This is a genomic window from Mycoplasma procyoni (assembly GCF_017052595.1).
In the GTDB taxonomy this organism is placed as follows: Bacteria; Bacillota_I; Bacilli_A; order Mycoplasmatales; family Metamycoplasmataceae; genus Mesomycoplasma_A; species Mesomycoplasma_A procyoni.
Map to the genome: position 1 here is coordinate 138,527 of NZ_JAFIDB010000001.1, position 24,685 is coordinate 163,211.

Here is a 24,685-nt window from a genome sequence, read left to right on the forward strand (position 1 = left end):
ACTATAATACTCCTAAAATTTCTGGTTTTTCTAATAATTCTTTAACTCTTGACATGAATCTACCTACTGTAGCTCCATCAATTCATCTGTGGTCAGCTGAAACAGTTAAGTTCATAACTTTTCCTGCAACAAATTGTCCGTTTTTAACTAAAACTTTGTCAATAATAGCTCCAACTCCTGCGATTGCAAGTTCTGGGTAGTTAATAACTGGTGTTCCAAATAAAGCACCTACTGAACCGTAGTTAGTAATTGTGAATGAACCACCTTGCATTTCATTTGGTTTGATTTTTCTATCTCTAGCTGCTAATGCTAATCTTGAAATTTCTTGTGCTAAATCAACAATTGTTAGTGCGTGAGCATCTTTAACAACTGGCACCATTAATCCAGCTTCTGTGTCTACAGCAATTCCTAAATTTAGAGTTGTTGGATAAACAATTTCTGAATTTGCTTCATCATATTTAGCTGCTAATACAGGAAATTCCTTTAGAGCAACTAAAATTGCTTTTGAAATGTATGGTAAAAATGTTAATTTTACACCTGTTGTTTTTTGAACATCTTCAACGATTGATTTTCTTAAATCTCATAGTCTTGTCATGTCGATTTCGTTAACTAAACTGAAGTAAGCTACTGAATCTCTTGATGTTGTCATTGCTTTTGCAATAGCTTTTCTAATAGGTGTAATTTTTTCTCTTTTTCCATCTAAAGCAACAACATTTTGTGCTTTAGCTGGAGCAGGTTGTGCAGAAGTTTGTGGATTTGCTACTGCTGGTGCATTTTTAAATGCTTCAACATCAGCTTTTAAAATTCTTCCAAAAGGACCTGTACCTTTAACTTGTGTAATATCAATGTTTAATTTTGCAGCAAGTGCTCTTGCTAATGGTGTTGAGACAATTTTATTCATGTTTTTCCTTTCTAAAATTTAAATCCTACAACTTCTTTAATTTTTGCAATAATTTTATTTTCATCAATTGCGTGGTATTTTTCTCCACGTGCTAAAGGAACTGTAATGTCGTATCCTGTTAGTCTTGTTAAAGGAGCTTTTAAGTATTCAAATGCTTTTTCGTTTACTCTAGCAATGATTTCTGCAGAAACTGAGAATGATTTAACAGCTTCATGCACTACTAAAAGTCTTCCTGTTTTTTTAACAGAATTAATAATTGTTTCTGTATCAATTGGTTTAATTGTTCTTAAGTCAATTAGTTCTACACTAATTTCTGGGTTTGTTTTTCTTAATTCTGTAAGAGCTTTAAGTGAATCGTGAACTTGTGCTCCATATGTAACTAGAGTTAAGTCATTTCCTTCTACCATCACGTTTGCTTTACCGATTTCAACTTCATAAATTCCTGCAGGAACTTCTTGTTTAAATGAACGGTAGATTTTTTTAGGTTCTAAAAATACAACTGGATCTGGGTCGTTAATAGCTGCAATCAATAGTCCTTTTGTGTCATAAGGTGTTGAAGGCATAACAACTTTTAGTCCTGGAACATGTGCAAACATTGCTTCGATAGCTTCAGAGTGGTGTTCTAGAGCTCTAACTCCTCCAGCCATAGGCATTCTTAATACCATAGGAACTGTGAATCTTCCTCTTGATCTGTTTCTGTATCTTGCAGCATGTGTCATTAATTGTTGGAAAGCTGGATAAGAGAATCCTTGGAATTGCATTTCAACTACAGGTCTTAAACCAAAAATAGCTGCTCCAACTCCAATCCCCATCATTGATGCTTCAGCAATAGGAGTATCTCAAACTCTTTCAACTCCGTGTTTTTTCTGTAATCCTTCTGTTGCTCTGAAAACTCCACCTTCAAATCCGGCATCTTGTCCTCAAAGTACAACTCTTGGATCTTTTTCCATCATTAAATCAAGTGCATCTGTTACAGCACCAATATTATTTAATGCTTTTTTTGCTTCCATTATTTAACTCCTTTTTTGTAGTAAGCTAGAGCTTCTTCTTTTTGTTCTTTTAATTCAGGTGTTAATTCAGCATATGTGTAATCAAACACTTCTTCAACATCAACGTCTAATTCTTCTAGAGATTGGTTGTAAGCTACTTTAACTTCTTCTAAAGCGTTATTTCAAATTTCTTCTTTTTCTTTTTCACTTAAGTATTTTTTGTCGTATAGATATTTTTCAATACGGTGCATTGGTTCTCATTTTTCATTTTCTTTTTCAACTTCTTCAGTTCTGTAGATTCTTGGGTTATCTGAAGTTGTGTGAGGCCCTTGTCTTCAAGTTACAAACTCAACAACAACTGGTCCTCTTCCGCTTCTTGCGTATTCTACAGCTTCTTTAATTACAGCATAAGAAGCTAAAAGGTCGTTTCCATCTACTCTAACCCCAGGAATACCTGCAGCAGCAGCTTTTGCAGCAATAGTTGCAGAACCTGTTTCAAGGTGTTCTGGTGTAGAAATTGATCATTGGTTATTGTTTACACAGAAAACTGAAGGTCATTTTCAAATAGAAGCTGTGTTAATTGCTTCATAAAATTCCCCTTCTGCAGTTCCACCATTACCAATAAATGACATTGAAACCACTTTTTTTCCTGTTAATTTAGCAGCATAAGCAATACCTGCAGCATGTGAACATTGTGTAGCAATAGGAATGTTTACAGGTAGTAAATTAATTCCTTCAGGAGTAACACTTCCTCTTTCATTACCATTTCAGTATAGCATTTGGTTTTTAACTGGCATTCCCATGTAAAGCATTGTAGCATTTGATCTAAATGCAGGAACAAATCAGTCATCTTTTTGTAGTGCCATCGCAGAAGCTACTTGAAGTGCTTCTTCACCAAAGTTAGGTGCAAAAGTAAGCATTCTTCCTTGTCTTTGTAATTGAGACATGTATGTATCTTGTTGTCTTGACAATACCATAAATTTATAAGCTTTTAATAATTCTTCTTTTGTTAATTTTGTATCGTGTCCTTTGATTAAGTTTCCGTCAATGTCTAAAAAACGAATGATTTCGTCTTTATTAAACATAACGTGACCATCTTTTATGAATTTAAAATCCATTTGTGCTCCTTATATATTTAAAATTATTAAAATAATTATATAGCATTTAACAAAATAGACGCACTATTAGAATAAAAATGCTTTATTTTGTAGTTTTTTTGAACATTTTCTTTTTAAGTTTGGACTTTTTTATAATTTGTGGTATTTATAAGCGATTAAAATAGTATAATTTAAAATAAACAAAAAGGAGATATATGAAAATTGCAATTACAGTTATTTTAGTAATCATCGGACTAGTTTCTATGGTTATTTCACTACTAATGTCGCCTGATTCAAACGGATTCTCAGGTGCGCTAGTTGGTTCATCAGATTTAGATTTATTTAAAGTATCAAAAGAGAGAGGATTTAAGAAGATTTTAAAATGATCGATGTTCACTTGTGGATTCTTATTGATTATTTTTTCACTCCTTATTAGGTTATTTTAATGTCTAATTCGAAATTCAATCTTAAAGCAATTCAAAAGCTAGTTTCACAAAGTCCAAGAGACTATATTTTTATTGCAAAAACTTTAAATATCGCAAGATCTGAAAACAAAGAATTCAGTATATTTTTAAACCAAAAACTCAAAGAATTTAAATTATTTGTTGATCGAGACTCAAAATATTACTATCCAAAAGAAGTTTTAGAGACTCAAGGAGAAATGAAACTAAATCCAAAAGGTTTTGGTTTTGTTGATCAAGATGAAGAAACATCTTTTTTTATTCCTAAACCTTACACAAACACAGCACTTGATGGCGATGTTGTCAAAATCACAGTCTTTGAAGATCCAAAAAGGCCAGGCGACTTTTTTGCTGTTGTAAATGAAATAATACAGAGAAAAGCAAGTGAATATGTAGGATTTATAAAGCAAAATGGTGACTTTTTTGACTTTGTTCCAATTGATGCAAAACTAAAAGGAAGATTTAGATGAGATCAAAAATACAGCTTCAAAGATGGCGAAGTTGTAAAAGTAAAAATAAAGGAATTTCAGAACGAAAGACTGGTTATTTCTTTAGTTAAAAGAATGGGAATGATGAGCGATGACTTCAAAGACATAGAAATGGCTGTTGAAGCTTCAGGAGTTATTCACACTTTTAACGAGCAAACTTTACAAGAAGCAAAACAAATTCCGCAAGAAGTTTCTGAAAAAGACTTGATTTCAAGAGTTGATTTAAGAAATGAAGTTATTGTTACAATTGATGGTGATGACACAAAAGATTTCGACGATGCAATCAGTGTTAAAAAACTTGACAACGGAAACTTTGTTTTAGGTGTACACATTGCTGATGTTAGTTACTATGTAAAAGAAGGTGACACAGTTGATGCTGAAGCAAGAAACAGAGGAACTTCTATTTATTTAGCAAACAAAGTTATTCCTATGCTTCCTTTTGAGTTGTCTAATGGAATCTGTTCACTAAATCCAAAAGTAGATAGACTTACTTTAACAATGGAGTGTGAAATCGACAAACAAGGAAACAATGTTTGAGTTAAATTCTATCCATCTGTTATCAATTCATATGCAAGACTTACTTATAAACAAGTTAACAGATTTTATAACAATGATCGCGATCAAATAATTGATGACAACATTGCAGAGCTGCTAAAAAATGCTCTTGAATTAACTGAATCAATTAGAAAACTAAAGAAAAAACAGGGATTTATTGATTTTGAGTTTGATGAACCAAAACTAGTTCTTGATGAACATGGAAAAACAATTGATGTTGTAATCAGAGAAAGAGATCTTAGTGAAAACATGATCGAAGATTTCATGGTTAGAGCCAATGAAAACGTCGCTGAATACATGGCTAAAAAGGAACTTCCCTTTATTTACAGAATTCACCCAGTTCCAGAAATGGAAAAAATTCAGCAGCTTAACAACGTCCTAAAATTACTAAAAATAAACGTCAATGTGCCTTTTTCGGAAGATCCAGTAGATTTCCAAAAAGCAATTGAAAAAGTTAAAGCAATTAATTTTGATAACTTTATTAAAATTAATCTTTTAAGAACTATGCAAAAAGCTGTTTATTCAGAGCAAAACGTTGGACACTTCGGATTAGCTTCTGAATTCTATACTCACTTCACAAGTCCAATCAGGCGTTATCCAGATCTGATTGTTCACCGTTTATTAAGAGAATTTGTGTTTGAAAACAACTTTAAAAATATTGACTTTTATAAAGAGAATTTACAGGAAATTGCTCTCAAAAACTCAATGAGTGAACAATCTGCACTCAGCCTTGAAAGAGAAGTATTTGCAATCAAAATCTCAGAATACTATGCAGAAAGAACTGATCAAGTCTTTAAAGCACAAATCGTTTCAATTAAAAAATTCGGTTTCTTTGTTGAACTTGAAACAGGAGCTAGTGCTTTAGTTCATGTGTCAACACTTCCAAATTCAGCAACAGATGAATATAACTGTGATGAAAATGAACTCTATTTACAAAATTCAAAAACCAAATTTACTTTAGGTCAGTGGGTTGACATCAAAATCGAATCAACAAGTAAATTTGAAGGTAAAATTAATGCCATTCTAAACTTAAATTAAGGAGAAAAATGAAAATAACAACACAAAAACTTGAAAATTTTTATCTTTTAAAAGCTGTTTTTGAAAATAAAGATTTTCCTCAATTTGTAGCTCAAAAGAATTTCAAAGTTACAGATAATCACTCTACAAAAGAATCTTATGTTTATTTTGATTCTAAACACACAAGTTTTTTAGAACTAAAAAAATGATTTAGCTCTTTTGCTTCAGCGCACTTACAAAACTATCAAATCGATTTAGAAAGCTTCAAAGAATTTGCTTCTACACAGCAACTACTAAGACTTTTCATTTCTAAATATGCTTTTGCAAAAGCTGAATTATTCAAAATGACAAATGAAAAGAAAGAAGAAGACCAAGAACAAAAAAGTGAAATCGCTTTATTAGTTAATGAAGAACTACACCAAAATCACGAGCTAATTGAAAAACTTAAATTAGTTGCTCAAAACGTTCAAAAAACAAGAAATTTACAAATCATGCCTGAAAATTTCTTAAATTCAGAAATTTTAGCTTCTAAAATTACAGAAGACTTTTCAGGAATCGAAAACCTTAAATTAACCGTTTTAACTAAAAAGGAAATCAGCGATTTAGGAATGAATCTTCTTTTATCAGTAAACAAAGGAAGTACACACGAACCAAGAGTTGTAATAATTGAATACAAAGGAAATCCAGAGTCTTCAGAACACACTTCAGTTGTTGGTAAAGGAATTACTTTCGATACAGGAGGAGTTAACACAAAAGGTTATCATATGGATGGAATGAAATATGATATGTCAGGTTCTGTAATTGCTGCTTATGCAATCAAAACATTAGCACAATTAAAAGCAAAAGTTAACGCAAGTGCAATTATGTGTATTACAGATAACAGAATTAATGGAGACGCTTCATTACCTGAAAACGTTTATCAATCAATGAGTGGTAAATGAGTTGAAGTTGTTGACACAGATGCAGAAGGTAGATTAGTTCTTGCAGACGGAATTTTCTATGCCGCTGATAAACTAAAACCAACAACAATCATTGACGTTGCAACTTTAACAGGTTCTATTGTTAGTGTATTTGGAAATGTTTATACAGGAATTTGATCAACAAACGACAAAAAATGAGAAGCATTCCAAAAAGCATCTCAAGAAGCTCAAGAAAAAACTTGAAGAATGCCTCTACACGAAGACTACAACAAAGGAAACAAAGAATCAAAAGTTGCAGATCTGGCTAGCTGATCAAAAACTGTTTCTCAAGATTCTTCACAGGCTGCAATGTTCTTAAAAGAATTTACAAAAGATATTGATTTTATTCACTGTGATGTTGCAGGAACTGCTGATAAACAAGGTGAACCACAGGGTGAATTAGTTGCAACATTAGTTGAGTTTATTTTAAATCATGAAAACAATAAGGAGCAAAAATAATGTCTTTAAAATTAGTTTCAAAAATTGACAATACAAAATTAACTATTAAAGCCTTTTTCAAAGAAGATAATCTTTTTGAAAACATTAAAAAAGAAAAATTCTCTATTATAGAAGATTTTGAAAATAATGTTGCTTATTTCTATCTTGAACAAAAAGAAAAATTCAATTTAGAAGCACTTAAATCCGCTTCTAAAAAAGTTGTTTCTTCTTTATACCGTGATTTCTTTTTAGATGTAGATTCTTTTGTGGTTAATGATATTAAACAAGAAAATGTAGTTGAATTTTTAAGCAGTAATTTCCTTTATAATGACTTCGAGTTATACAACTTAAAAACAGATAAAAAAGACAAAAAATACACATTATCCCTTTATTCAGAAAATTTTTCTAAAGAATCAAAAGATGCATTTGAAAAAACAAACATCATTATGGAATCTGTAAATTATGCAAGAAATTTACAGATTATGCCACCTAACATTTTAAATTCAGAGGTGCTTGCAGAAGAAGTTAAAAACAATCTTTCAAAATACAAAAACCTTAAAGTTACTGTTTTAAACAAAAAACAAATTGAAAAACACAAAATGGGACTATTACTTTCAGTTAACAGAGGTTCTATGTATGAAGCAAGAGTTGTTGTTATTGAGTACACAGGAAATCCAGAATCTAAAGAAAAAACAGTATTAGTTGGTAAAGGAATTACATTTGATTCTGGTGGATACACAATGAAAAGCGGAAGATCAATGCTTGGAATGAAATTCGACATGTCAGGTTCTGCCGCAGTTGCTTCAGTAATGAAAGCTGTTGCTCAACTAAAACCAAAAACAAACATTTCAGCAATTATGTGTATTACAGATAACAGAGTAAATGGCGATGCTTCTCTTCCTGATTCTGTATGAACTTCAATGAATGGAAAAACTGTAGAGGTTAATAACACAGATGCTGAAGGTAGATTAGTTATGGCTGATGGTCTAACTTATGCAAAAAGAATTTTAGGTGCTACTCGTTTGGTTGATCTTGCAACATTAACAGGGGCAATGGCATATTCTTTAGGTAAAACTTACACAGGAGTTTGAACTACAACAGAGCAAGCTTGAGAAGAAATGCAAAAAGCTTCTAAAGAACAAAATGAGCCAATTTGAAGACTTCCTTTTGATGAAGAATACACAGATGGTCTAAAATCTTCTAAAGTTGCTGACCTTAAAAACGCTGATTTAAGAGGTCTTGGTGGTGGAAGTATCGTTGCTGCAATGTTCTTAAAAGAATTTACAGAAGACACAGAATACATCCACATTGACATCGCTGAAACTGCTGATTCTTCGGAAGTTCCAACCGGAGTTATGGTAAAAACACTAATTCAATTAGCTCTAAATTCAAAATAATTACAAAAAATCGCACATTTTGCGATTTTTTCTTTATCATTTAATTATAGAAATAAAGGAGACACATGAATAAAGCTAACATTAAAAATTTTTTCTTCGATTTAGATGGAACACTTTTAAATAGCCAAAAAGTTATTTCACAGCAAAATATCGACTCAATCAATAAATTAAACAAAGAATCAAAAAACGTTTTTATTGCAACGGGAAGACCTTATTACTTTGCTAAACAAGAGGCCTTCTTAACACAAACTAAATTTCCAATTATTGCCTGCAACGGTGCAATTATTTATGACTTTCAAAAAGATGAGATAGTTTATCAAAATCCAATTGTTAAAGAAGCAGCAAAAGAAGTTTTTGATTCATTACAACAAAATAATACTACTTTTTTAGTTTACACAACAAAACAAATCTTCGGTTTTACAAGAGCTAATTACAATCCAGAATGATTTGAGTGACTTGAATCAAGCATTAATCAAAGAGAATCACAATTTAGATTTGGATTTGATTGAAAAGATCTTAATAACTTCGATATCAACAAACATGATGTAATTAAATTCTTAGTAATCAAGAGTGATAGTTTAGAGCAAGATATAGAAAATGCCCGTAAATCCCTTTTAGAAATCAAAAATATCTATCTTTTAACTTCTCAAACAAGAGTAATTGATATAATGCCAGTTGGTAGCTCAAAAGGAAATGGAATTAAAATTCTGTCTGAAAAATTTAACTTAAATTTAGATGAATCGATTTCTTTTGGAGATGAAGATAACGATGTTTCAATGTTCGAAACAACTAAATATTCTGTTGCTATGGGTCAATCAAAAGATTCAATAAAACAAAAAGCAACTTTTACAACAACTTCAAATAACGAAAGCGGAGTTTCACACTTTCTAGAAAAACACCTTAAGTAATTTAGGGTGTTTTTTTATGCAAAAAAAGCAATAAAAAACAAGCTTTTCAGCTTGTTTTCGATCGTTTCCGAAATGGTACGCCCTAGAGGATTCGAACCTCTGACCCAATGGTTAAAAGCCATTTGCTCTACCTGCTGAGCTAAGGGCGCATAAATGGTGCTCGAGACTGGACTTGAACCAGCACGGTATTGCTACCGAGGGATTTTAAGTCCCTTGCGTCTACCTATTTCGCCACTCGAGCATCTATATAATTATACACTTTTTTTTAAAAAAACAAAATATTTTTTTAATTTGCTCTTTGACTATAAATATTATAGACTATTTTCATTTTTTTCAAAGCATTTTTACATTTTTTTAACTTAATAAAGTATATAAAAAAACAGAAAGAAATTCTTTCTGTTTGCATTATTAGAAATTGTAAGCGGCTTTCTTAATTTGTTCTTCAATTGAAGCAACTCTTTCTTCTTTTGTCATTTTAGATAGAGGCTCAATGTTTGTTCCATTTAACTCAATTGAAGGAGCTATTTCCATTCCTAAAAATCCTAAAACACCTTCTAATGCTTTTGTATGATTTGCAAAAGGATATCAATCACTTGGTGCACCTTTTGTTGTGATCACTTGAGCTTTTAAATTATTTAAAAGACCGATTGCATCCCCTTTTTTAGAGTATTTGTAGCTAAAAGTTACATTAGCAATTGAAATTGCATCTAAAAAGTTTTTAAGAGGTGCTGAATAGTTGAAGTTGATCATTGGTGAAGAAATAACTATTTTATTTGCTGATTTTAATAATTCAACATATTTAAGAGCTTCTGTTTGTTCTCAAAAAGAAGGTCTTGTTTGTGAACTTAAAATAGTTTGTGCTGTTTTTTCTTTGTTTAAGTCTAAATAGACAATTTCGTGTGTTGGGTTTTTTTCTTTGTAAAATTCAATAAATTTATCTGAAAGTGCTTTAGATGTTGAAACACTTTCATCAATAATTGAACCATTAATTACTATAACTTTCATTTTTCTCCTTTATTTTGTGAAATTACTAATTTAATATTATCACAAAAGTGAAAAAGTTAATTTTAAGCACTAAAAAAGACTAAAAAACAGCTTTTTTAGTCTTTTTTCTATTTTCAAACGATGATTCTATCGTCTTTTTGCTCAATGTAATAGTCTGTTTCATCTTTTAAATACTCGCTTAACAATAAATTGAGTGTTCCAGTTCCTTTTCCTGTTATTATGACTATTCTTTCTGCAAATTTATTCATGTAAAAATCTAAAAGTGTGTGTTGGATTTCCATTCTCGCTTCACTAAAACTAAAGCCATGAAGATCAACATAGTATTCTGTTTCTCAACTATTTGACATTTTGACATCTCCTACAAATATATGTTCCACGGCCATTTACCTTTATTTTATCAATTTCCTGAGAGCATTCTGGGCAGGCTTTGCCTTTTTTAGTATGAACTTGTAAAAAGTTTTGGAAGCTACCTTTCTTTTTATTTAAAGAGGTATAGGAATTTATACTGCTTCCCCCAAGTTCTGTTGAGCGATCTAAAATGTCTGTTGCAGCTTCTAAAATCTCTTTTGCTTGTTTTTTTGTAATTTCATTTGCTGGTGTTAGTGGGCTAATTTTAGTTGCAAATAGAACTTCATCCACATAAATATTTCCTAAACCTACAACAATTGTTTGATCCAAAAGAACTGTTTTGATTGCCTGTTTTCTTTTTGAAAGTGATTTTATAAAATCATTTAGGTCTGTTTCAGCAGGAATTTTAGCAAGTTTTGAAAGTGGTAGTGTATTTAAGTAATTCTCTTTTGTTCTTAAATGAAAAGTTCCAAACATTCTTGTGTCGTTGTAGTGTAAATTTGTGTTGTCTTCAAACTCAAAAATCACATAATCATGGAATAAACGTTCTTTTCTAGGTTCATAGAAATTGTATTTTCCTTCCATTCTCAAATGACTTAAAACAACAATGTTTTCGCTGAAATGAAAGGCTAAAAATTTACCTATATTTTCGACGAATTCGACTGTTTTTCCCTTTAAAACATCTGCAAATTCACTTGCTTCAATCTCTTGAATAAACTTATCTCTGAAAATTGAAACTTCTTTTATTTTTCTGTTTTGAACATATTTATTTAATTCTTGTCTTACGACTCTGACTTCTGGTAATTCTGGCATAGTATTTTAATTTTACAACAGATAGTTTAAAATTACAAAAAAATGTGCAAATGCACATTAATTTAGTTTTTGAAATAGATAGCTATTGCTCTTTGTCCTTTTGAGTGAGTGTGATTTGTGTGTTGAATAATTATTTGAATCAAGAAAGAAAACTTTTTATTTGTTTCATCAACTTTAAGATTAAAAACGAAACTTTCATTTTCTTGAGGTTTTAAAGAAAGAATTTGGTCTGAAATAACTTTTTCTTTTGCAAGTTCGTTTAGAGCTTTTAAAATGTCTGGATTATCCTTTTGTTCAGCAGGGATTTTTTTTCTAAATTTATCTCTAAAACTTTCAAAAGTTTCAGATTCATTTAAGATTTTTATCTCAAGATTTTTAAAGACTTCATTTTCTTTAATTGTTTCACCTGGAGCATAATCAGAATTGTTATAAGTTTCTTTATAAACGAAATTTTCTCCTTCTTTAAACTTTACATCTTCTTTTTTAGGTTCTTGTGGTTGCGAATTACAAGACAAAAAGGAAAAGGCAGGAATTATCAAAGTTGAGCTAGTGATTGCAATCTGTTTTAATAACTTTTTCATAGAATAACTCCTCTAATGTTTTTTCGTTTTTTGGTCCGTGATAGTAAATTTTTCCTTTGTGAATTAAAGTAACATATGAAGTAAACTCATCGATTTCTTTTAGGATGTGAGAGCTTATAAAAATGGTTTTTCCTGCTTTATTAAGATCTGTAAGAATCTTAAATAACTCATATCTTGCTGAAGGATCTAAGTTAGCTGCAGGCTCATCCAAAATTAAAATTTCAGGATCATGAATTAGAGCTTGAATTAGCAGTATTTTTTTCTTTTGACCTGAAGAAAAACTGTAAGGTTTTTTGTTTTTTAGTTCTAAAATACCGAATTTTTCGAGTAATTCGTCAATTTTTTGTTTTGCATCTTGTCTTTTAATTTTAGACAATTCTGCTAAATAAACTAAGTATTCAAAACTTGTTAGTCCTTTTGGGAAAAGAGCATTTTCAGGCACATAACCGATTTTTGATTTTGCTTCTTCACTTCTGTGATCTTTTCCATCGATTAAAACTTCACCTTGATAAGAACTAAAAGCATCTATTATTGTTTTAATTGTTGTTGTTTTTCCGGCTCCATTTTCTCCAATAAAAGCATGGAAAGTACCTTTATGAACTGAAAAAGAAATGTCTTTAACTCCTTGATCAGATTTAGGGTAAATTTTAGTTAGATTTTTAAGTTGAAGAATGTGATTATTTTCCATTATTTATAATCCTTTCTTCTAAATTTTTCAAAAGTAATTCCACCTAAAATAGAAATAATTACTAATCAAATTATAATGTTTAGATTTCTTGAAATTACTACTTTTTGATTTTCATGGTAGCTATATACTTCATCAACGCTTTGGAATAAGAAGTTATTACTGTTTTCTAAACTAAAACGATAAATAACTTTGTTATCAACTGTTTTTTGAATTGCTGAATAAGAAGAATAACCACCTAATGTGTATTTTTTGTCATCAATTTTGATGTCAAATTTTGCAGGGTCGTAAGTTTCATTAATTGAATTTTCTGTTTTTAAAAGAGTTTTTAGTAAATCATTGTATTCAGTGTTAAAGTATAAGAAATAAATTAGTGCTGTTGCAAAGTAGATTTTTTTCTCTGTGATATTTCTAATTTTTTGAGTATCGATAACTTCTTTTAATAGCTCAACATTATTGTCAATTACACTTGAAAAGTTTAGTTGATCATCACTTACATTTGTTGAAACTGCAGAAGTAATTAAATTAAGAATTTGTTCTTTTGTTGCTGTTTTTTCTGTATTTTTGAAAAGTTTGTGAGCAAAGTCGCTGAATGCTTTAGACTCTAAAGCTTGTGAAATAATGCTTCATTTTAGTTTTCCGACTAAGTCATCAGGAACTGCAATAACTTTTTCATCTTCAGGGAAACTAACATCAAAATTAGAAGCATTTTCTCTTGCATAAACTATTTCTCTGTCTTTAAGATCGCTGAATTGAGAATTGTTTTTTAGTGAACCCGGAACAATAAATTTATTAATTGTTTCTAAAGGATTATCTTTGTCTTGTGTTGGTAGTTTTAACAGATTTCCTGTATTTAAAGAAAGTTTATAACTTTTTTCTCCTGATTCAAGATTATTATAGTAAAGATAATTGTTTAAATTGTTATTATTTGCTTTTGAAAGCAGAGATAAAGCATCTTTATCTTTTGTGTTGTAAACATCTAAAAATTGATAAGGCGTTGCTAAAAGTGCATAGATTTGTCAAGCAGTTGATGAGTTTTTGGCACGACTTTGCGCAAGTTCTAAAAACTCTTTTTCTTTTGCACTAAATGTCGCATTATCAACTTTTTTAGGAATGATATAAAATTCATCTTTATTGTTGTTTAAATAGAATTTTTCAACATCAAGTAATCTACCTGAGTCGTAATTTGGATATTCAATGTTTAAGTCTTGGGCAAACTTATTTGCACTTGATGTTGAATAACTGGATAATAAGCTTCCTCCAATTGTAATAGGCATAAAGAATAAAAGTGGTACTGAAATTGCAATTTTAGATGAGAATTTTAAGCTTACTAAAATAGAAACAAGTCCAAAAAATAAATAGATAAATAAAGGGCTGAAAAATGCTCAAACAAAAGGTAAATTCAGTGTTTGTGAATAAATTAAGTTAAAAAATAAAGGAATAATAATTATGAAATAAGAAACTAAAGATCAACAAATTCCTCAAAATAGGAAATTGACTAATTTAGTTGTAACAATTTGTTTTCTTGTGATGCTTTTTGAAAAAACGATGATTTCAATTCCTTCTCCTTGCAGGTCTTTAAAGATGTTTAAACCCTTTAAAGAACCGAAGATACTTGAAAGGACTCCATTAATCAAAATATTTACATAAAAGATTGAAATAAAGCTTTCAAAACTTTGCTGCAAGCTAAAATTAATAATCAAAATAGGAATGATTATTAATAAATTAATTAACGGAATAAAAATTGTACTTTTCTTTTTTCAAAGCAGATGATTTAAAAAAATAAAATATGATTTATTCATTTTGTCTTTCTACATAACAACAACTTTATAGAATACTATTTAAATTATATAAAATAAATTCTTTTTTAGTGTAAAAAGACAAAAATAAAAAGCACAAAAGTGCTTTGTTAAAGGATTTTTGGGTTTTTATTAATTACAATTTCTGAAATTTTCCCTAATTTTAGTTTAATAACTTTGTTGCAAAGTTCAGCAACTGAAGGATCGTGAGATACCATGACAATTGTTGTTCCATAAGTTTTATTGATGTATTGAAGAACTTTCAGAACAGCTTTTGAAGTCTTTTCATCAAGCGCACCTGTTGGTTCATCAGCGAAAATGATGTTTGCATTTTTTGCAAGCGCTCTCAAAATAGAGATTCTTTGTTGTTGACCTCCTGACATTTGAGAAGGATATTTATATTTAATATCTTCGATCTCAAATTCTTTAAATAAGTCTTCAATATTTAAAACTTTGGATTTATCTTTTTGTAAATAAGCTCCTGTTTCAACATTGTCATAACCATTTAGGTTTTGGAGAAGGTTGTAACTTTGGAAAATGAAACTTACATTATTTCTTCTAAATTCTGTGAGTTTTCTGTCGCTGTAGTAAGTTAAGTTATTGTTAGCTACTATAACTTCTCCTTCAGATGCACGATCTAAACCAGAAATAATGTTTAGTAAAGTTGATTTTCCTGAACCGGATTTTCCAAATAATACAGCAAAATCCCCTTTTTCGATGTTTAAAGTAATTCCTTTTAAAACAGGAGTTACAACATAACCAGAAAGATATGATTTTTTAAGATCAATAACTTCAATGATGTTGTTTGATGTGTTTTGAGTTACTATATTTCCCGTTTTCTTTTTTGGTCTGTTATTGGCTTTTTTAATTTTTCTAATTTCTTTTTTAGTTAAAACTACTGCTTCTGTTGTTGCTGAAACATCTGTTTTTTCTGTATTTTTGTTATTTTTTGAAAACAATGCCATTATTTTCCTTTCAGCAAGTAAATTGCTTTTATTTTATTTAAATTAAATCATGCAATTACAGAAGTTACAACAAAGACAAAGATTAAGATTGCTAAAGAAATTAGCACGTGCCATCATTTAAGTGCCATCAATAATACAATCGAACTTGATGAAATTAAGAAGGCATTAAATAGAGCGATAGCACCAATAACAAAAGGAATTGCAATTAGGGTTGAAATTATAATTAAAGGTAAATAAACACCAAAGAATAGCTTAATTTTTTCTCAGTTATTGTAACCTAAAATAGAGAAAATTGCTATATTTTTTTCGTTTTCTGTAATGATCATATTTGAGATCATAATTAAGATAACAATTGAAACAATAAAGAGAATAATTACAGTTGCTAAAGTTAATTTAGAGACTGTTGTTGAGATGTTTTGCACAAATCCTATTTCAATATCTTTAGCATCTACTTGTGTTGAGATTGCTTGATAAACATTTTTTGAATAAAGCTTAATAAAGTTATTTACAGCTTGTTTAATCAGCTGTGAGTGTTCTTGTTTAAAGCTTGCTTTTGTGATGTTTTCATAAGATAAATCAATGCTTGAGTCAACTTTATTGTCTTTGATTTCTCAGTTGATTAAGTCAATTACTTGCTGTTCGCTGTAGCCAGAAAGCACCAGAGAACCAACTTGAGAACCTTTTGTTGCAAAGAGTTGTGCAAAGTAATTTTCGTATTCTTCTGGAGTTTGAGGGTTGATTGTATCAGCACCAAATCAGTATCCAGAAACTGAATAAAGTCCTGTAGATGCGATTGTTTGTTTTGGAAGTTCATCATTAGATAAAATTCCATTGAAAGCATCTGGTCCTTTTAGATCTAATAATCCTGTAAGTTTGTTTGCGACTTCTTTAGTTGTCGCAAGCTCACTATTAATATAAGTGTCAATTAGACCAATAATTCTAAATTTAGCTCTTGGAACTGCTTGATCAGAAATTTTGTTGAGATATCTTTGAGTTGAGTTTCTAATTTCAAGTTCAATTTGGTCTCCTAAATTTAGATTGTGTTTTTGTAAGAACACATAGTTAACTAATAAAGGATAGACATCGTCTTTAATTTCTGTTTTTTCTGCAACTTCTAAAAGGTTATTTTGGTATTTATCTTGAATTTGAATGTATTTAGATTTGGTTTCATAACCATAAATTTTTAGTTGTTGTTCTGAACCAAATCCTGTTTCAATATAGCTGTAAGTTTCGTTTGTTTTGTTATCAAACTGAACTCCGTTAAAGGCTATATAGAAATCATCTGAGTCAATTTTTGAATAAGCATCAACAAGGAATTTTCTGTATTGATCTCTGTATTGTTTTGTTGTAATTGCTTCTTTTTGGTACTCTTTTGTTTCAGGATTGTAAGACATGTATCAGAACTTACCAATGGTTGAAACACTTGAGTCATTAATGTATTTAAAGTAATTTTGAGGATTTTCTAAAGTTCCTACATACTCAAATTCATATTCAGAATTCTCTGTTTTTATCTTTTGAGTCTGTATATTTTGTGTTTTTTCAATCTTTTTAATAGTGTCTTCAGAAATTTTGAGTGTTCTGATTCTTTGACTATCAGGCATTGAGTTTAAAACAACATCTCATGGCGAAATTGATAAAGAAGATTCTACTTGAAGTTGTAGTGAAGCCCTTGTTAAAATGTGTGGGCTAAATTCTTCTGGATTTCCGTTTTTATCTGATTCTCCGTTTACAAGAGATCTACCAGGTCTGAAATATGAGTTGTTTTCAAGGTTAGATTCTGAAGCTTCTCCTAAAGGAACATACAGTAAGTTTTGGAGTTCGTCTTTAGAGAATTTAGAGTAAGCTCCACCTTCTTTTGTAGGCGTAATTAAGTCTAATTTGTATTTGTATTTTCTGTTTTTGTAGGTTGTATTAACTGTTGATTCAAAAATTCCATTTGAAGCAATTGAGAATAAAGAAATAAAGGTTGTTAAAACAGTTGAGATCATTAGTGACATTAATTTTCAGAATGAGTTAATTGTCAGTGAGATTCCGAATTTTGTTTTAATATTTCTTTTTCTAAAGGCTGAAGTAATTGTTTGTGAAACTTTTCCAACACTAATTTCAGCAATTCCAGACATTAACTCAATTGGTTTTTTTCTTAGAATAATTAAAGCAGAAACAATAACTACAAAGGATAAGATTACAAAAGGAACTAAAGTTGAAAACATAAACGGAATTAACTCAAAACTTAAGTTTTCTGTAGGAAGCGTTCAGTAACTTGAGAAACTCTGTTTTAGCGGGCTTTGAAGAATTAAACCAAGGGAATAACCGGCAATTCCTCCTAAAATCGAAGTTACAAAAGGGAACGAAATAAATGAAAAGGCAATTTTAAGTGAGCTATAACCTTGAGCCCTTAAAATACCAATTACTTTATTTCTAGTTGCTATATATCTTTTTGTAATGAAAACTGTAGAAATTAAAACAAGAATTACAAGAATTAAAACAATGTAGAAGTTGGCAGAGTTAATTGCTAAAATCATTGAAAAAGCTGTTGAAATTCTTAGTGTTCTTTCAGGATTGATAACATCGAATTCGTCTGTAGTAAAGGCTTTTTTAACACTTGCTTCAGCATAGTTTTGTGAAATTTTAAGATTTATATCATTGTTAAACTCTTTAGCCTGTGTTTTGTCTTTTAGTTTGACTAGATAGTAGTTTTTAATAGCGTTTCCTCTAAAGGATTCTCTTACACGGTCAAATCCGTATTTATTAACATAGACAAGACCTTGTGTTTTTGAGTTTACCTGTAAGTTTTCTTCGTTGATTACAGGGAAAATGTAGTCAATTGTTGTATCAGTTCCTACTATTAAGAATTTAGAACCATTAACATTAATTACGTATTTTTCATCTAAAGAATCAATTAGTTTGTTAAGTTCTAAATAGCTTGTTGGCAGTTTTTCTGTGTAAACATTTTTACCATTTTCATTTAAGAAACTTTGATTTACTTTTGCAACAAGTGATCTGATATCTTTAAAAACAATTAATTTGTTTTCTTCTCTGATTACAGTTGCTGCATCAATAAATTTATAGAATAGATTATTAAGATTTATATCAAAGATTTTAAGATCTTTTGTTTGGTTGTTTTCTGTTGTTGAGAAGATTTTTTTGTCAAGATGACTTACAAAAGCTAAGTCCAGTGAAAGCTCGCTGCTTGAGTGATTTTCCAGTTTGTAATCATAAATTTGATCACCTAATAAAACATGGAATCTGTCTCTAATATTTTCTCTTCAGTCTTTGTTTGTTGTAATAATTTTTGAAAAATCTACAATTCTTGAATCAAGCACTTAAGTTAAGTTAGCGTTGTTTTCTTCACCATTTTGAGCACTTGGGTTTGTTGTAAATCAAGCTGCTACTGTTGGGAAAATTACACCTTGGTAAGTTGAAGCAACAACATCAGAAAGACCTAAAGCTTGCATAATTGAGCTTTGTTGTGAGAATGTTTTTAAGACATTTTCAATGATTTCTTTTTTAGAATCATTTTCTAAAAGTTTGTTGATGTTGCTGAAACCTTTTTTAAGATAATCAAAGTATTTACTTGCTCCATGGAATTTTCTAAAGTGAGCAATTTGTGCAATTGAAGAAACAAATTGTGCTTTGTTTTTGGAAATTCAAATGGCCAGTGTTTCTTTATGTTGCTCTGTTTGTTTTGTAAATAGCTCGCTTGTAAATAGTTTATTTACTTCTTGAGCAAGCGCACTGTTTTGAGAATTGCTTGAAAAGATTTCTTGTGAAGTTTCAAAAGGTTGAAGAATTCCTCTTCCCAGTGGTTGAATATCTTGACCAAAAGCCAATGTTGCTTGTGAGAAGTTTGCTTTATTATCATATAAAGTAGTGTTGTTTAAAATTTGGTATAACTGACTTGATTTGTTGTTAACTGTATCAAAAATTAAATTAAAGGCTTCGTTGAGTTCTGCTTGTGATAGTTGTGGATTTTCTGTAATAAATTTAATTCAGAAATCATAGAAAACAAGTGAGTTGACAGCTGCTGAAAATTCAGAGGTATGAACAACATCAGAAACAATTGCTTTTGCTTTGTCTTTAGCTTGAATTAGCGCTGTGTTTCCGCCTGCATCTTGAAAACTTTCATTAAATAAAGCATATAAATTATCAGCAATTGATAAGTTATCATTTTGTTTTATAAAGTAATTTCCTTGCTTTTTATAAGCGTTTAGCTTAAAGAAATTGATGATTGTTTTTAGTTCGTTCAGTCTCTTTAAAATCTCTGTTTTATTGTCATAAATTTCGCTATTTTTAAAGAGGTTTTTCTTGATGAAAGCAATGTCGGAATTATCTAAAACAAAGGAATTTTGTGTTATTTTAGAAATTAATTGGTCTGTTTTTGTTTCAAGATCTTCATAGTTTGCATAAGAAAGAATTTCAAGGTTTTGCAAGCTAAATAAATCTAGTTTTTGATCATCTTTGTCAGGTACAGAATAATAAACAGTGAAAGCGCCTTCGTATTTTGTTTTCCCTGAAAGATTTAAAATACTTTTAATAGCATTATTCACCTGAACTCTTGTGTTAGAGTCTTTGAATAAAGCAGCAATAAAAGAAACTGCAAGTTCTGTGTTTTTGAGTGTTTTTGTAACAAAAGTTACTTTTTGAGGGTTCTTGGAGTTTGCTACAGTTTTATAACCTTCAAAGTATGTGTTATTTAAAGATGTTTCTACAACTGATAAGAGTTGTTTTTTATCAAAATTGTTGATTAATGTTTTAATCCCTTCTTTGACATTTGAGAAGTTTAGTTCTGTTTTTGTAAGATCTTTGTTTGCATTAATCTTATTAAAAATTTCTTTTAGTGTGTTTGTTAGTTGGTCTTTGATTTTTGATTGAGCATAATTTTTAATTAGTTGATTAAAGATTATCCCTTTGTATCTGTTTTCTGAGTTGTCATATAGTGTTGAAAATAAAGAATCGAAATTGATTTGATCAACAATTTTAATTGCCCCTTGTTTAAAGGTGTCATAATTAATTGATTTTAATAAAGGAACAACTAAGTCAGCTTGCCCGAAGTAGTAATAAGCTTTAAGTTCTGAATTTTCTTGTGTATCTCATTTTTGAATGTATCAGTTATGAACTTCGCTTAAAAACTGTTTAAAATCGAAGGAATCAACCATTATTCTAATTCCTTCTAGAAACTCAATAGGACTGTTTATTGTTGTTTTTAGATAATTTAGAGGGGCAATTTCGATTAGGTTTTTTCAGAATGAAAGTCCGAAATTATCAAGCATTTTTCCGAGTTTTTCAAACTCTTCAAAGAAATAATCTTTTTGTTCTTGAAGTGTTGGTTTTAGAGAGATTTTTTCTTTGATTTTGGAAATGAAATCACTGATAATATCGTTTAAGAAACCATCATTATTTTGGTTAGTTGCAATATAAAGAGTTTCAAAAATCATTTTTTGCATTAAAGCAAAGTCGTTTTTACCGTTAATAAAGATTTGGTAGTATCCTGTTTCAGCTCAAGCTTGCTCCATTGCACTTAAAAGTTTTTCGATGTTTTCAAGTTGAATGTAGTGTTCTGAAATTAAGTCACTATTTACAATAGCTTTTTTGATGCTATCAGTTAAGCTTTTAATTGTTTTATTTGTCTCAATTTCTTTTAAAAGTTCTGATGAAGGAGTTCTGTATAAAAATGGCACAGAGTATGAGTTTGAGAATTCATCATTTTCTTTAAATCAACCATTTTGTCCAATTTTAGCATCTAAAATTAAGTCGTTTGAAGCAATGAATTCATTAAGTTCATAGATGCTTAAAGATGATTTTGTTTTGTAATAAAAAGGTTCTCAATTTTCGTTATTTTTTACGAAAATACTGTAATTTCCTTTATTTTCGCCTAAAGCATACTCTAAAGAAGGGGTTGTTTTAGACTTTAAAATTACTACTTTTTTATTTGTTTCTTCAGTTTCAAAGATTGAGTCTTTATCTTTGTACATTATATTGATAAACTCAATTCTTGGATCAATAAAGTTTTTATTAGGTACATAACCTTGGAAGATTGCTGCAATTATTTGAGTTGAAAAATCAACATTAATTTCGTTTTTTTGGATTGAAGTATCTTCAGGTAAAAATAGGTTACTTTTTTGTAAAGTTTCATTAAAAAGCTTACCAACGTTTTGTGCCTGATTTTCTCTGTATAAATCATTAGAAATACCAGAATCAATGAATTGGTAGATTTTGTTTTCTCCAGTTGAATCGTTGATTGAGTTAACTGTAATAAACTTTCTTTCCCCAATTTCTAAAACTCTTTTGTCTTCGTTTATGTCTTTATAAATAGCTTCTTTTACTGTTTGACTAACAGCGTTTTTTAGTTTTAGATAACTCAATTCAACTATGTCACTGTTAGATAGTTGATAGAGTTGCTCATTTGTAAGCTCTCTAATGTTTAATTCATTTCCGAGGTTTTCTAAATCCTTTATAAAAACTGTTTTTGAAGGGTCTTTTTTGTCTTTGAGTTCAATCACTAAATCATCTTTAGAAAGTCTTTGTGAGATTGTTTTAGATTGATTTTTAGCATCTGTTGTAACTATTTCTTTTTGTCAAAAACTTAAGGACTCAATTTTAGTAAACTCTTGTGGTTGTTCTTCTTTTAGTCTTTTTAAATAGATTGAAAAGGCGTTTGAGAATCTGTGTTTGTCAGAAATATCATAAAGTTTATAAGTAACTTTTTTGTATTTGATTTCAGTTGAAGTTGTAGAAATTCAAGCTTTATTTAGTTTGTATGTATTTGCTTTTGCAAAAGAAAAAGTTTGCGGAAATTCTACAGAATAATCATTTGCAATTGAAAGATTTTTAATAACTGGTGATGTGTTATTTGAAACTTTCATTTTTCCTTCAGGCTTATAAACTGTGTTATAGTTTCAGGCAATGGTTGGTTGAGCTCATTGTGCTATGTCATCTCAATTAAAAAGATCGGAAGAATAATCTCTTCTTCTAATAATTTTTCAAGAAGATCCATTTCTTTCAAAACCTAAAATTCTTGCTGTATCTTCTTCAGAAACTAAATAAAGTAAACCAAAATTATCTCAAGTATTAATTTTAGCAGCATCAAAAGTTGCCTCACGTGTTTCAACATTTATAGCAAGTCTATTGATGGCAGAAACCTGACCATCAGAACCAGCATTAAACAGACCTCCGACTTCCCCTCTAGAAACTATTGTAACAACATCATTTAGTGTGTATTGTTTGTCTAAAACTATAGTAGAATCCTTTTTTAAAGTAACAACTGATTTAGCTTCTGTATATGAACCATCTGCATTTAGTTTGTATTTTTTAAAGAGTTTTGTTTTGTCTTTAAGGACACTAAAAGTTGCATTAGCTAAATCGTAACTAAATTCTTTTTTGCTGAGATCATAGGTGTTTTTGTTAATTTCGTATTGCACCTTAAATTCATTTGCACTAATATAAAAGTTACCTTCTTCTCCTTGAATTCCAAGTTCAGAAAGCTTAATGAAGTTTGATGGCAGTCTTAAATTTGTGTTTGAAATAACTTCATTATTAGCAATAGTATATTCATTTTCTTGTGATTTATAATAAATGCTATTTTTATTAGAATTAGCAAAGTTGATATCTAAATCCACAGTAGAATCGTGTAGTTTAGATACCTGACTATATCTATCAACCTCTCTTCTAAAAGATTCTTTAACACTAAAAAGAAGTGAAAAAACTCCTGTAGTCAAAAAAAGTAAAATAGATAAACTTATAACGGTAATTTTGTTTTTAGAAAGTGATTTAAAAATTTCTTTTAATAACTTAAACAAAGCAAACCTCCTGTTAATAAATATTTTTAAATTATATACTAAAATCGCTTAAGTGTTATTTTTTAGGCCTTTTGGCACAAAAAAATATATAAAAAATATCAGGTTGCCCTGATATTTGTTATTAATCAAATTTGATTTTGATTGATGGCCCCATTGTTGATGAAACTGTTAGGTTTAAGATGTAAGCACCTTTAACAACGCTTGGTTTTAATTTCTTAATTAATGAAATTAATGTTTGAGCGTTTTCTGCTAAAGCTTGAGTTGACATTGATGTTTTCCCGATTAATGAGTGAACAATACCTGATTTGTCAGCTCTATAGTTAGCTTTTCCTTTTTTGATTTCTTCAACTGCTTTTGCAGGAGTTGGAGTAACAGTTCCTGTTTTAGGGTTAGGCATTAATCCTTTAGGCCCAAGTTTTTTTCCGTATTTTCCTAAAACTGGCATCATTTTTGGATCAACTACCATTACATCAAAATCGAATAAATCATTTTTAAGCGCTTCTTCTAATTCTCCAGTTGTGTAAACTAAGTCAGCTCCTGCTTCTTTAGATGATTTTTGCATTTCTGGGTTATCTGTAGCAACTAATACTCTAACTGTTTTTCCTGTACCGTGTGGTAGAACAACAGCTCCTCTTAATTGTTGGTCAGCTTTTCTTGTGTCAAGGTTTAATCTAATAGCTAAATCTACTGAAGCATCAAATTTTGCATAAGAAGTTTTCTTTACAAGTTCCATTGCTTCTTCTAATGTGTAAACTCTGTCTTTTTCAACAAGAGCTTTAGCACTTTGAAGTTTTTTACCAATTTTTCTCATATTAATTTTCTTCACTTTCTGCTTTTTCTGTAATTACTTCTGCTTCTTGGAATCCTTTGTTTTCTGCTGCTGATTTAGCATCTTCTTCTAATTTAGCTGCTTTTGCGTTTGCAACAGCTTCTGCTTTAGCTGCTGAGTTAGCTGCTTTTTTAGCTGCAGCAACGTCATCTCATCCTTCCACAAGAACACCCATGTTTTTAGCAGTTCCAGCGATTGTAGCCATAGCTTTATCAACTGAATCTGTGTTTAAGTCAACTAATTTGTATTCCGCAATTTCTCTTAATTGTTGTAATGAAATTGTTGCAACAATTTTTGTTTTTGAGTTTGAAGAACCTGATTGAATTTTAGCTGCTTGTTTAATTTTGTATGAAGCTGGTGATGTAAATAATTTAAAATCAAATGATTTATCTTTGTAAATTGTAATTGCGACAGGAACTGGTTCACTTCCTCTGTCTCTTGTTTGGTCGTTAAATTGTTTTGTAAATTCAGGCATAACAATACCTAAACCTGCTAAAGCTGGTCCTGGTTTTGCTTGTCCGGCATTAAATTGCAATTTAGCAACACGTACTATTTCTTTTGCCATGCGAGCATCCTTTCTAATCTCTTGGTGGTATTAACGATTTTCTCTTCCACTGAGGCAATATAAATATTGCTTTTAAATTCTACTACATT

General features: G+C 30.0%; 19 protein-coding genes and 2 tRNA genes. 5 read left to right on the plus strand and 16 right to left on the minus strand.

Annotation, left to right across the window (positions count from 1 at the left end):
• Position 1: 1 nt before the first annotated feature.
• The 3 genes from JV122_RS00620 to pdhA are packed head-to-tail and all read right to left on the minus strand — an operon-like array spanning position 2 to position 3,008.
• On the minus strand, positions 2–901 hold the full coding sequence (locus JV122_RS00620) for a 2-oxo acid dehydrogenase subunit E2 (protein ID WP_205842487.1): 900 nt from the start codon (positions 899–901) through the stop codon (positions 2–4).
• Positions 902–912: 11 nt separating this feature from the next.
• The gene (locus JV122_RS00625) at positions 913–1,911 is read right to left on the minus strand and encodes an alpha-ketoacid dehydrogenase subunit beta (RefSeq protein WP_205842488.1); all 999 of its coding nucleotides are present in this window, start codon (positions 1,909–1,911) and stop codon (positions 913–915) included.
• Positions 1,911–3,008, minus strand: a complete 1,098-nt coding sequence (gene pdhA / locus JV122_RS00630; protein ID WP_205842490.1) for a pyruvate dehydrogenase (acetyl-transferring) E1 component subunit alpha — start codon at positions 3,006–3,008, stop codon at positions 1,911–1,913. Before pdhA ends, JV122_RS00625 begins: the two co-directional genes overlap by 1 nt.
• 194 nt (positions 3,009–3,202) lie before the next feature.
• Between pdhA and secG the strand changes: the two genes are divergently transcribed.
• The 5 genes from secG to JV122_RS00655 all read left to right on the plus strand — a co-directional run bounded on the left by secG (position 3,203) and on the right by JV122_RS00655 (position 9,210).
• Positions 3,203–3,433, plus strand: a complete 231-nt coding sequence (gene secG / locus JV122_RS00635; protein ID WP_205842491.1) for a preprotein translocase subunit SecG — start codon at positions 3,203–3,205, stop codon at positions 3,431–3,433.
• Complete coding sequence (rnr, locus tag JV122_RS00640) at positions 3,433–5,529, plus strand: ribonuclease R (RefSeq protein WP_205842493.1); 2,097 nt, start codon at positions 3,433–3,435, stop codon at positions 5,527–5,529. The genes secG and rnr overlap by 1 nt, the downstream gene beginning before the upstream one ends.
• An 8-nt stretch (positions 5,530–5,537) precedes the next feature.
• Positions 5,538–6,926, plus strand: coding sequence for a M17 family metallopeptidase (locus tag JV122_RS00645; protein WP_205842495.1), 1,389 nt, complete (start codon positions 5,538–5,540; stop codon positions 6,924–6,926).
• Complete coding sequence (locus tag JV122_RS00650) at positions 6,926–8,302, plus strand: M17 family metallopeptidase (protein ID WP_205842497.1); 1,377 nt, start codon at positions 6,926–6,928, stop codon at positions 8,300–8,302. The genes JV122_RS00645 and JV122_RS00650 overlap by 1 nt, the downstream gene beginning before the upstream one ends.
• Positions 8,303–8,367: 65 nt before the next feature.
• Positions 8,368–9,210 carry an HAD family hydrolase gene (locus JV122_RS00655; RefSeq protein WP_205842498.1) on the plus strand — a complete coding sequence of 281 codons (843 nt, stop codon included), beginning with the start codon at positions 8,368–8,370 and terminating at the stop codon, positions 9,208–9,210.
• Between the two features lie 73 nt (positions 9,211–9,283).
• Here JV122_RS00655 and JV122_RS00660 read toward each other — a convergent pair.
• The 13 genes from JV122_RS00660 to rplK all read right to left on the minus strand — a co-directional run bounded on the left by JV122_RS00660 (position 9,284) and on the right by rplK (position 24,596).
• A tRNA-Lys gene (locus tag JV122_RS00660) sits at positions 9,284–9,359 on the minus strand.
• Positions 9,360–9,364: 5 nt separating this feature from the next.
• Positions 9,365–9,451, minus strand: a tRNA-Leu gene (locus JV122_RS00665).
• A gap of 167 nt (positions 9,452–9,618) precedes the next feature.
• Positions 9,619–10,215 carry an FMN-dependent NADH-azoreductase gene (locus tag JV122_RS00670; protein ID WP_205842500.1) on the minus strand — a complete coding sequence of 199 codons (597 nt, stop codon included), beginning with the start codon at positions 10,213–10,215 and terminating at the stop codon, positions 9,619–9,621.
• 107 nt (positions 10,216–10,322) lie between these two features.
• A complete protein-coding gene (locus JV122_RS00675) occupies positions 10,323–10,562 on the minus strand; it encodes a Smr/MutS family protein (protein ID WP_205842501.1) in 240 nt (79 codons plus the stop codon).
• Complete coding sequence (gene mutM / locus JV122_RS00680) at positions 10,552–11,376, minus strand: bifunctional DNA-formamidopyrimidine glycosylase/DNA-(apurinic or apyrimidinic site) lyase (RefSeq protein WP_205842503.1); 825 nt, start codon at positions 11,374–11,376, stop codon at positions 10,552–10,554. The genes JV122_RS00675 and mutM overlap by 11 nt, the downstream gene beginning before the upstream one ends.
• A gap of 62 nt (positions 11,377–11,438) precedes the next feature.
• Positions 11,439–11,957 carry a hypothetical protein gene (locus JV122_RS00685; RefSeq protein WP_205842504.1) on the minus strand — a complete coding sequence of 173 codons (519 nt, stop codon included), beginning with the start codon at positions 11,955–11,957 and terminating at the stop codon, positions 11,439–11,441.
• Entirely contained in the window at positions 11,923–12,645 is a 723-nt protein-coding gene (locus JV122_RS00690) for an ABC transporter ATP-binding protein (RefSeq protein WP_205842506.1), read from the minus strand. Before JV122_RS00690 ends, JV122_RS00685 begins: the two co-directional genes overlap by 35 nt.
• The gene (locus JV122_RS00695; protein WP_205842508.1) at positions 12,645–14,444 is read right to left on the minus strand and encodes an ABC transporter permease; all 1,800 of its coding nucleotides are present in this window, start codon (positions 14,442–14,444) and stop codon (positions 12,645–12,647) included. The genes JV122_RS00690 and JV122_RS00695 overlap by 1 nt, the downstream gene beginning before the upstream one ends.
• A 107-nt stretch (positions 14,445–14,551) precedes the next feature.
• Complete coding sequence (locus JV122_RS00700) at positions 14,552–15,406, minus strand: ABC transporter ATP-binding protein (RefSeq protein ID WP_205842510.1); 855 nt, start codon at positions 15,404–15,406, stop codon at positions 14,552–14,554.
• Positions 15,406–18,729, minus strand: a complete 3,324-nt coding sequence (locus tag JV122_RS04865) for an ABC transporter permease (RefSeq protein ID WP_205842511.1) — start codon at positions 18,727–18,729, stop codon at positions 15,406–15,408. The genes JV122_RS00700 and JV122_RS04865 overlap by 1 nt, the downstream gene beginning before the upstream one ends.
• Entirely contained in the window at positions 18,730–23,202 is a 4,473-nt protein-coding gene (locus tag JV122_RS00710; RefSeq protein ID WP_205842513.1) for a hypothetical protein, read from the minus strand.
• Positions 23,203–23,323: 121 nt separating this feature from the next.
• On the minus strand, positions 23,324–24,013 hold the full coding sequence (gene rplA / locus JV122_RS00715) for a 50S ribosomal protein L1 (protein ID WP_205842591.1): 690 nt from the start codon (positions 24,011–24,013) through the stop codon (positions 23,324–23,326).
• A 1-nt stretch (position 24,014) separates the two neighbouring features.
• Positions 24,015–24,596, minus strand: a complete 582-nt coding sequence (gene rplK, locus JV122_RS00720) for a 50S ribosomal protein L11 (RefSeq protein WP_205842515.1) — start codon at positions 24,594–24,596, stop codon at positions 24,015–24,017.
• Positions 24,597–24,685 lie beyond the last annotated feature (89 nt).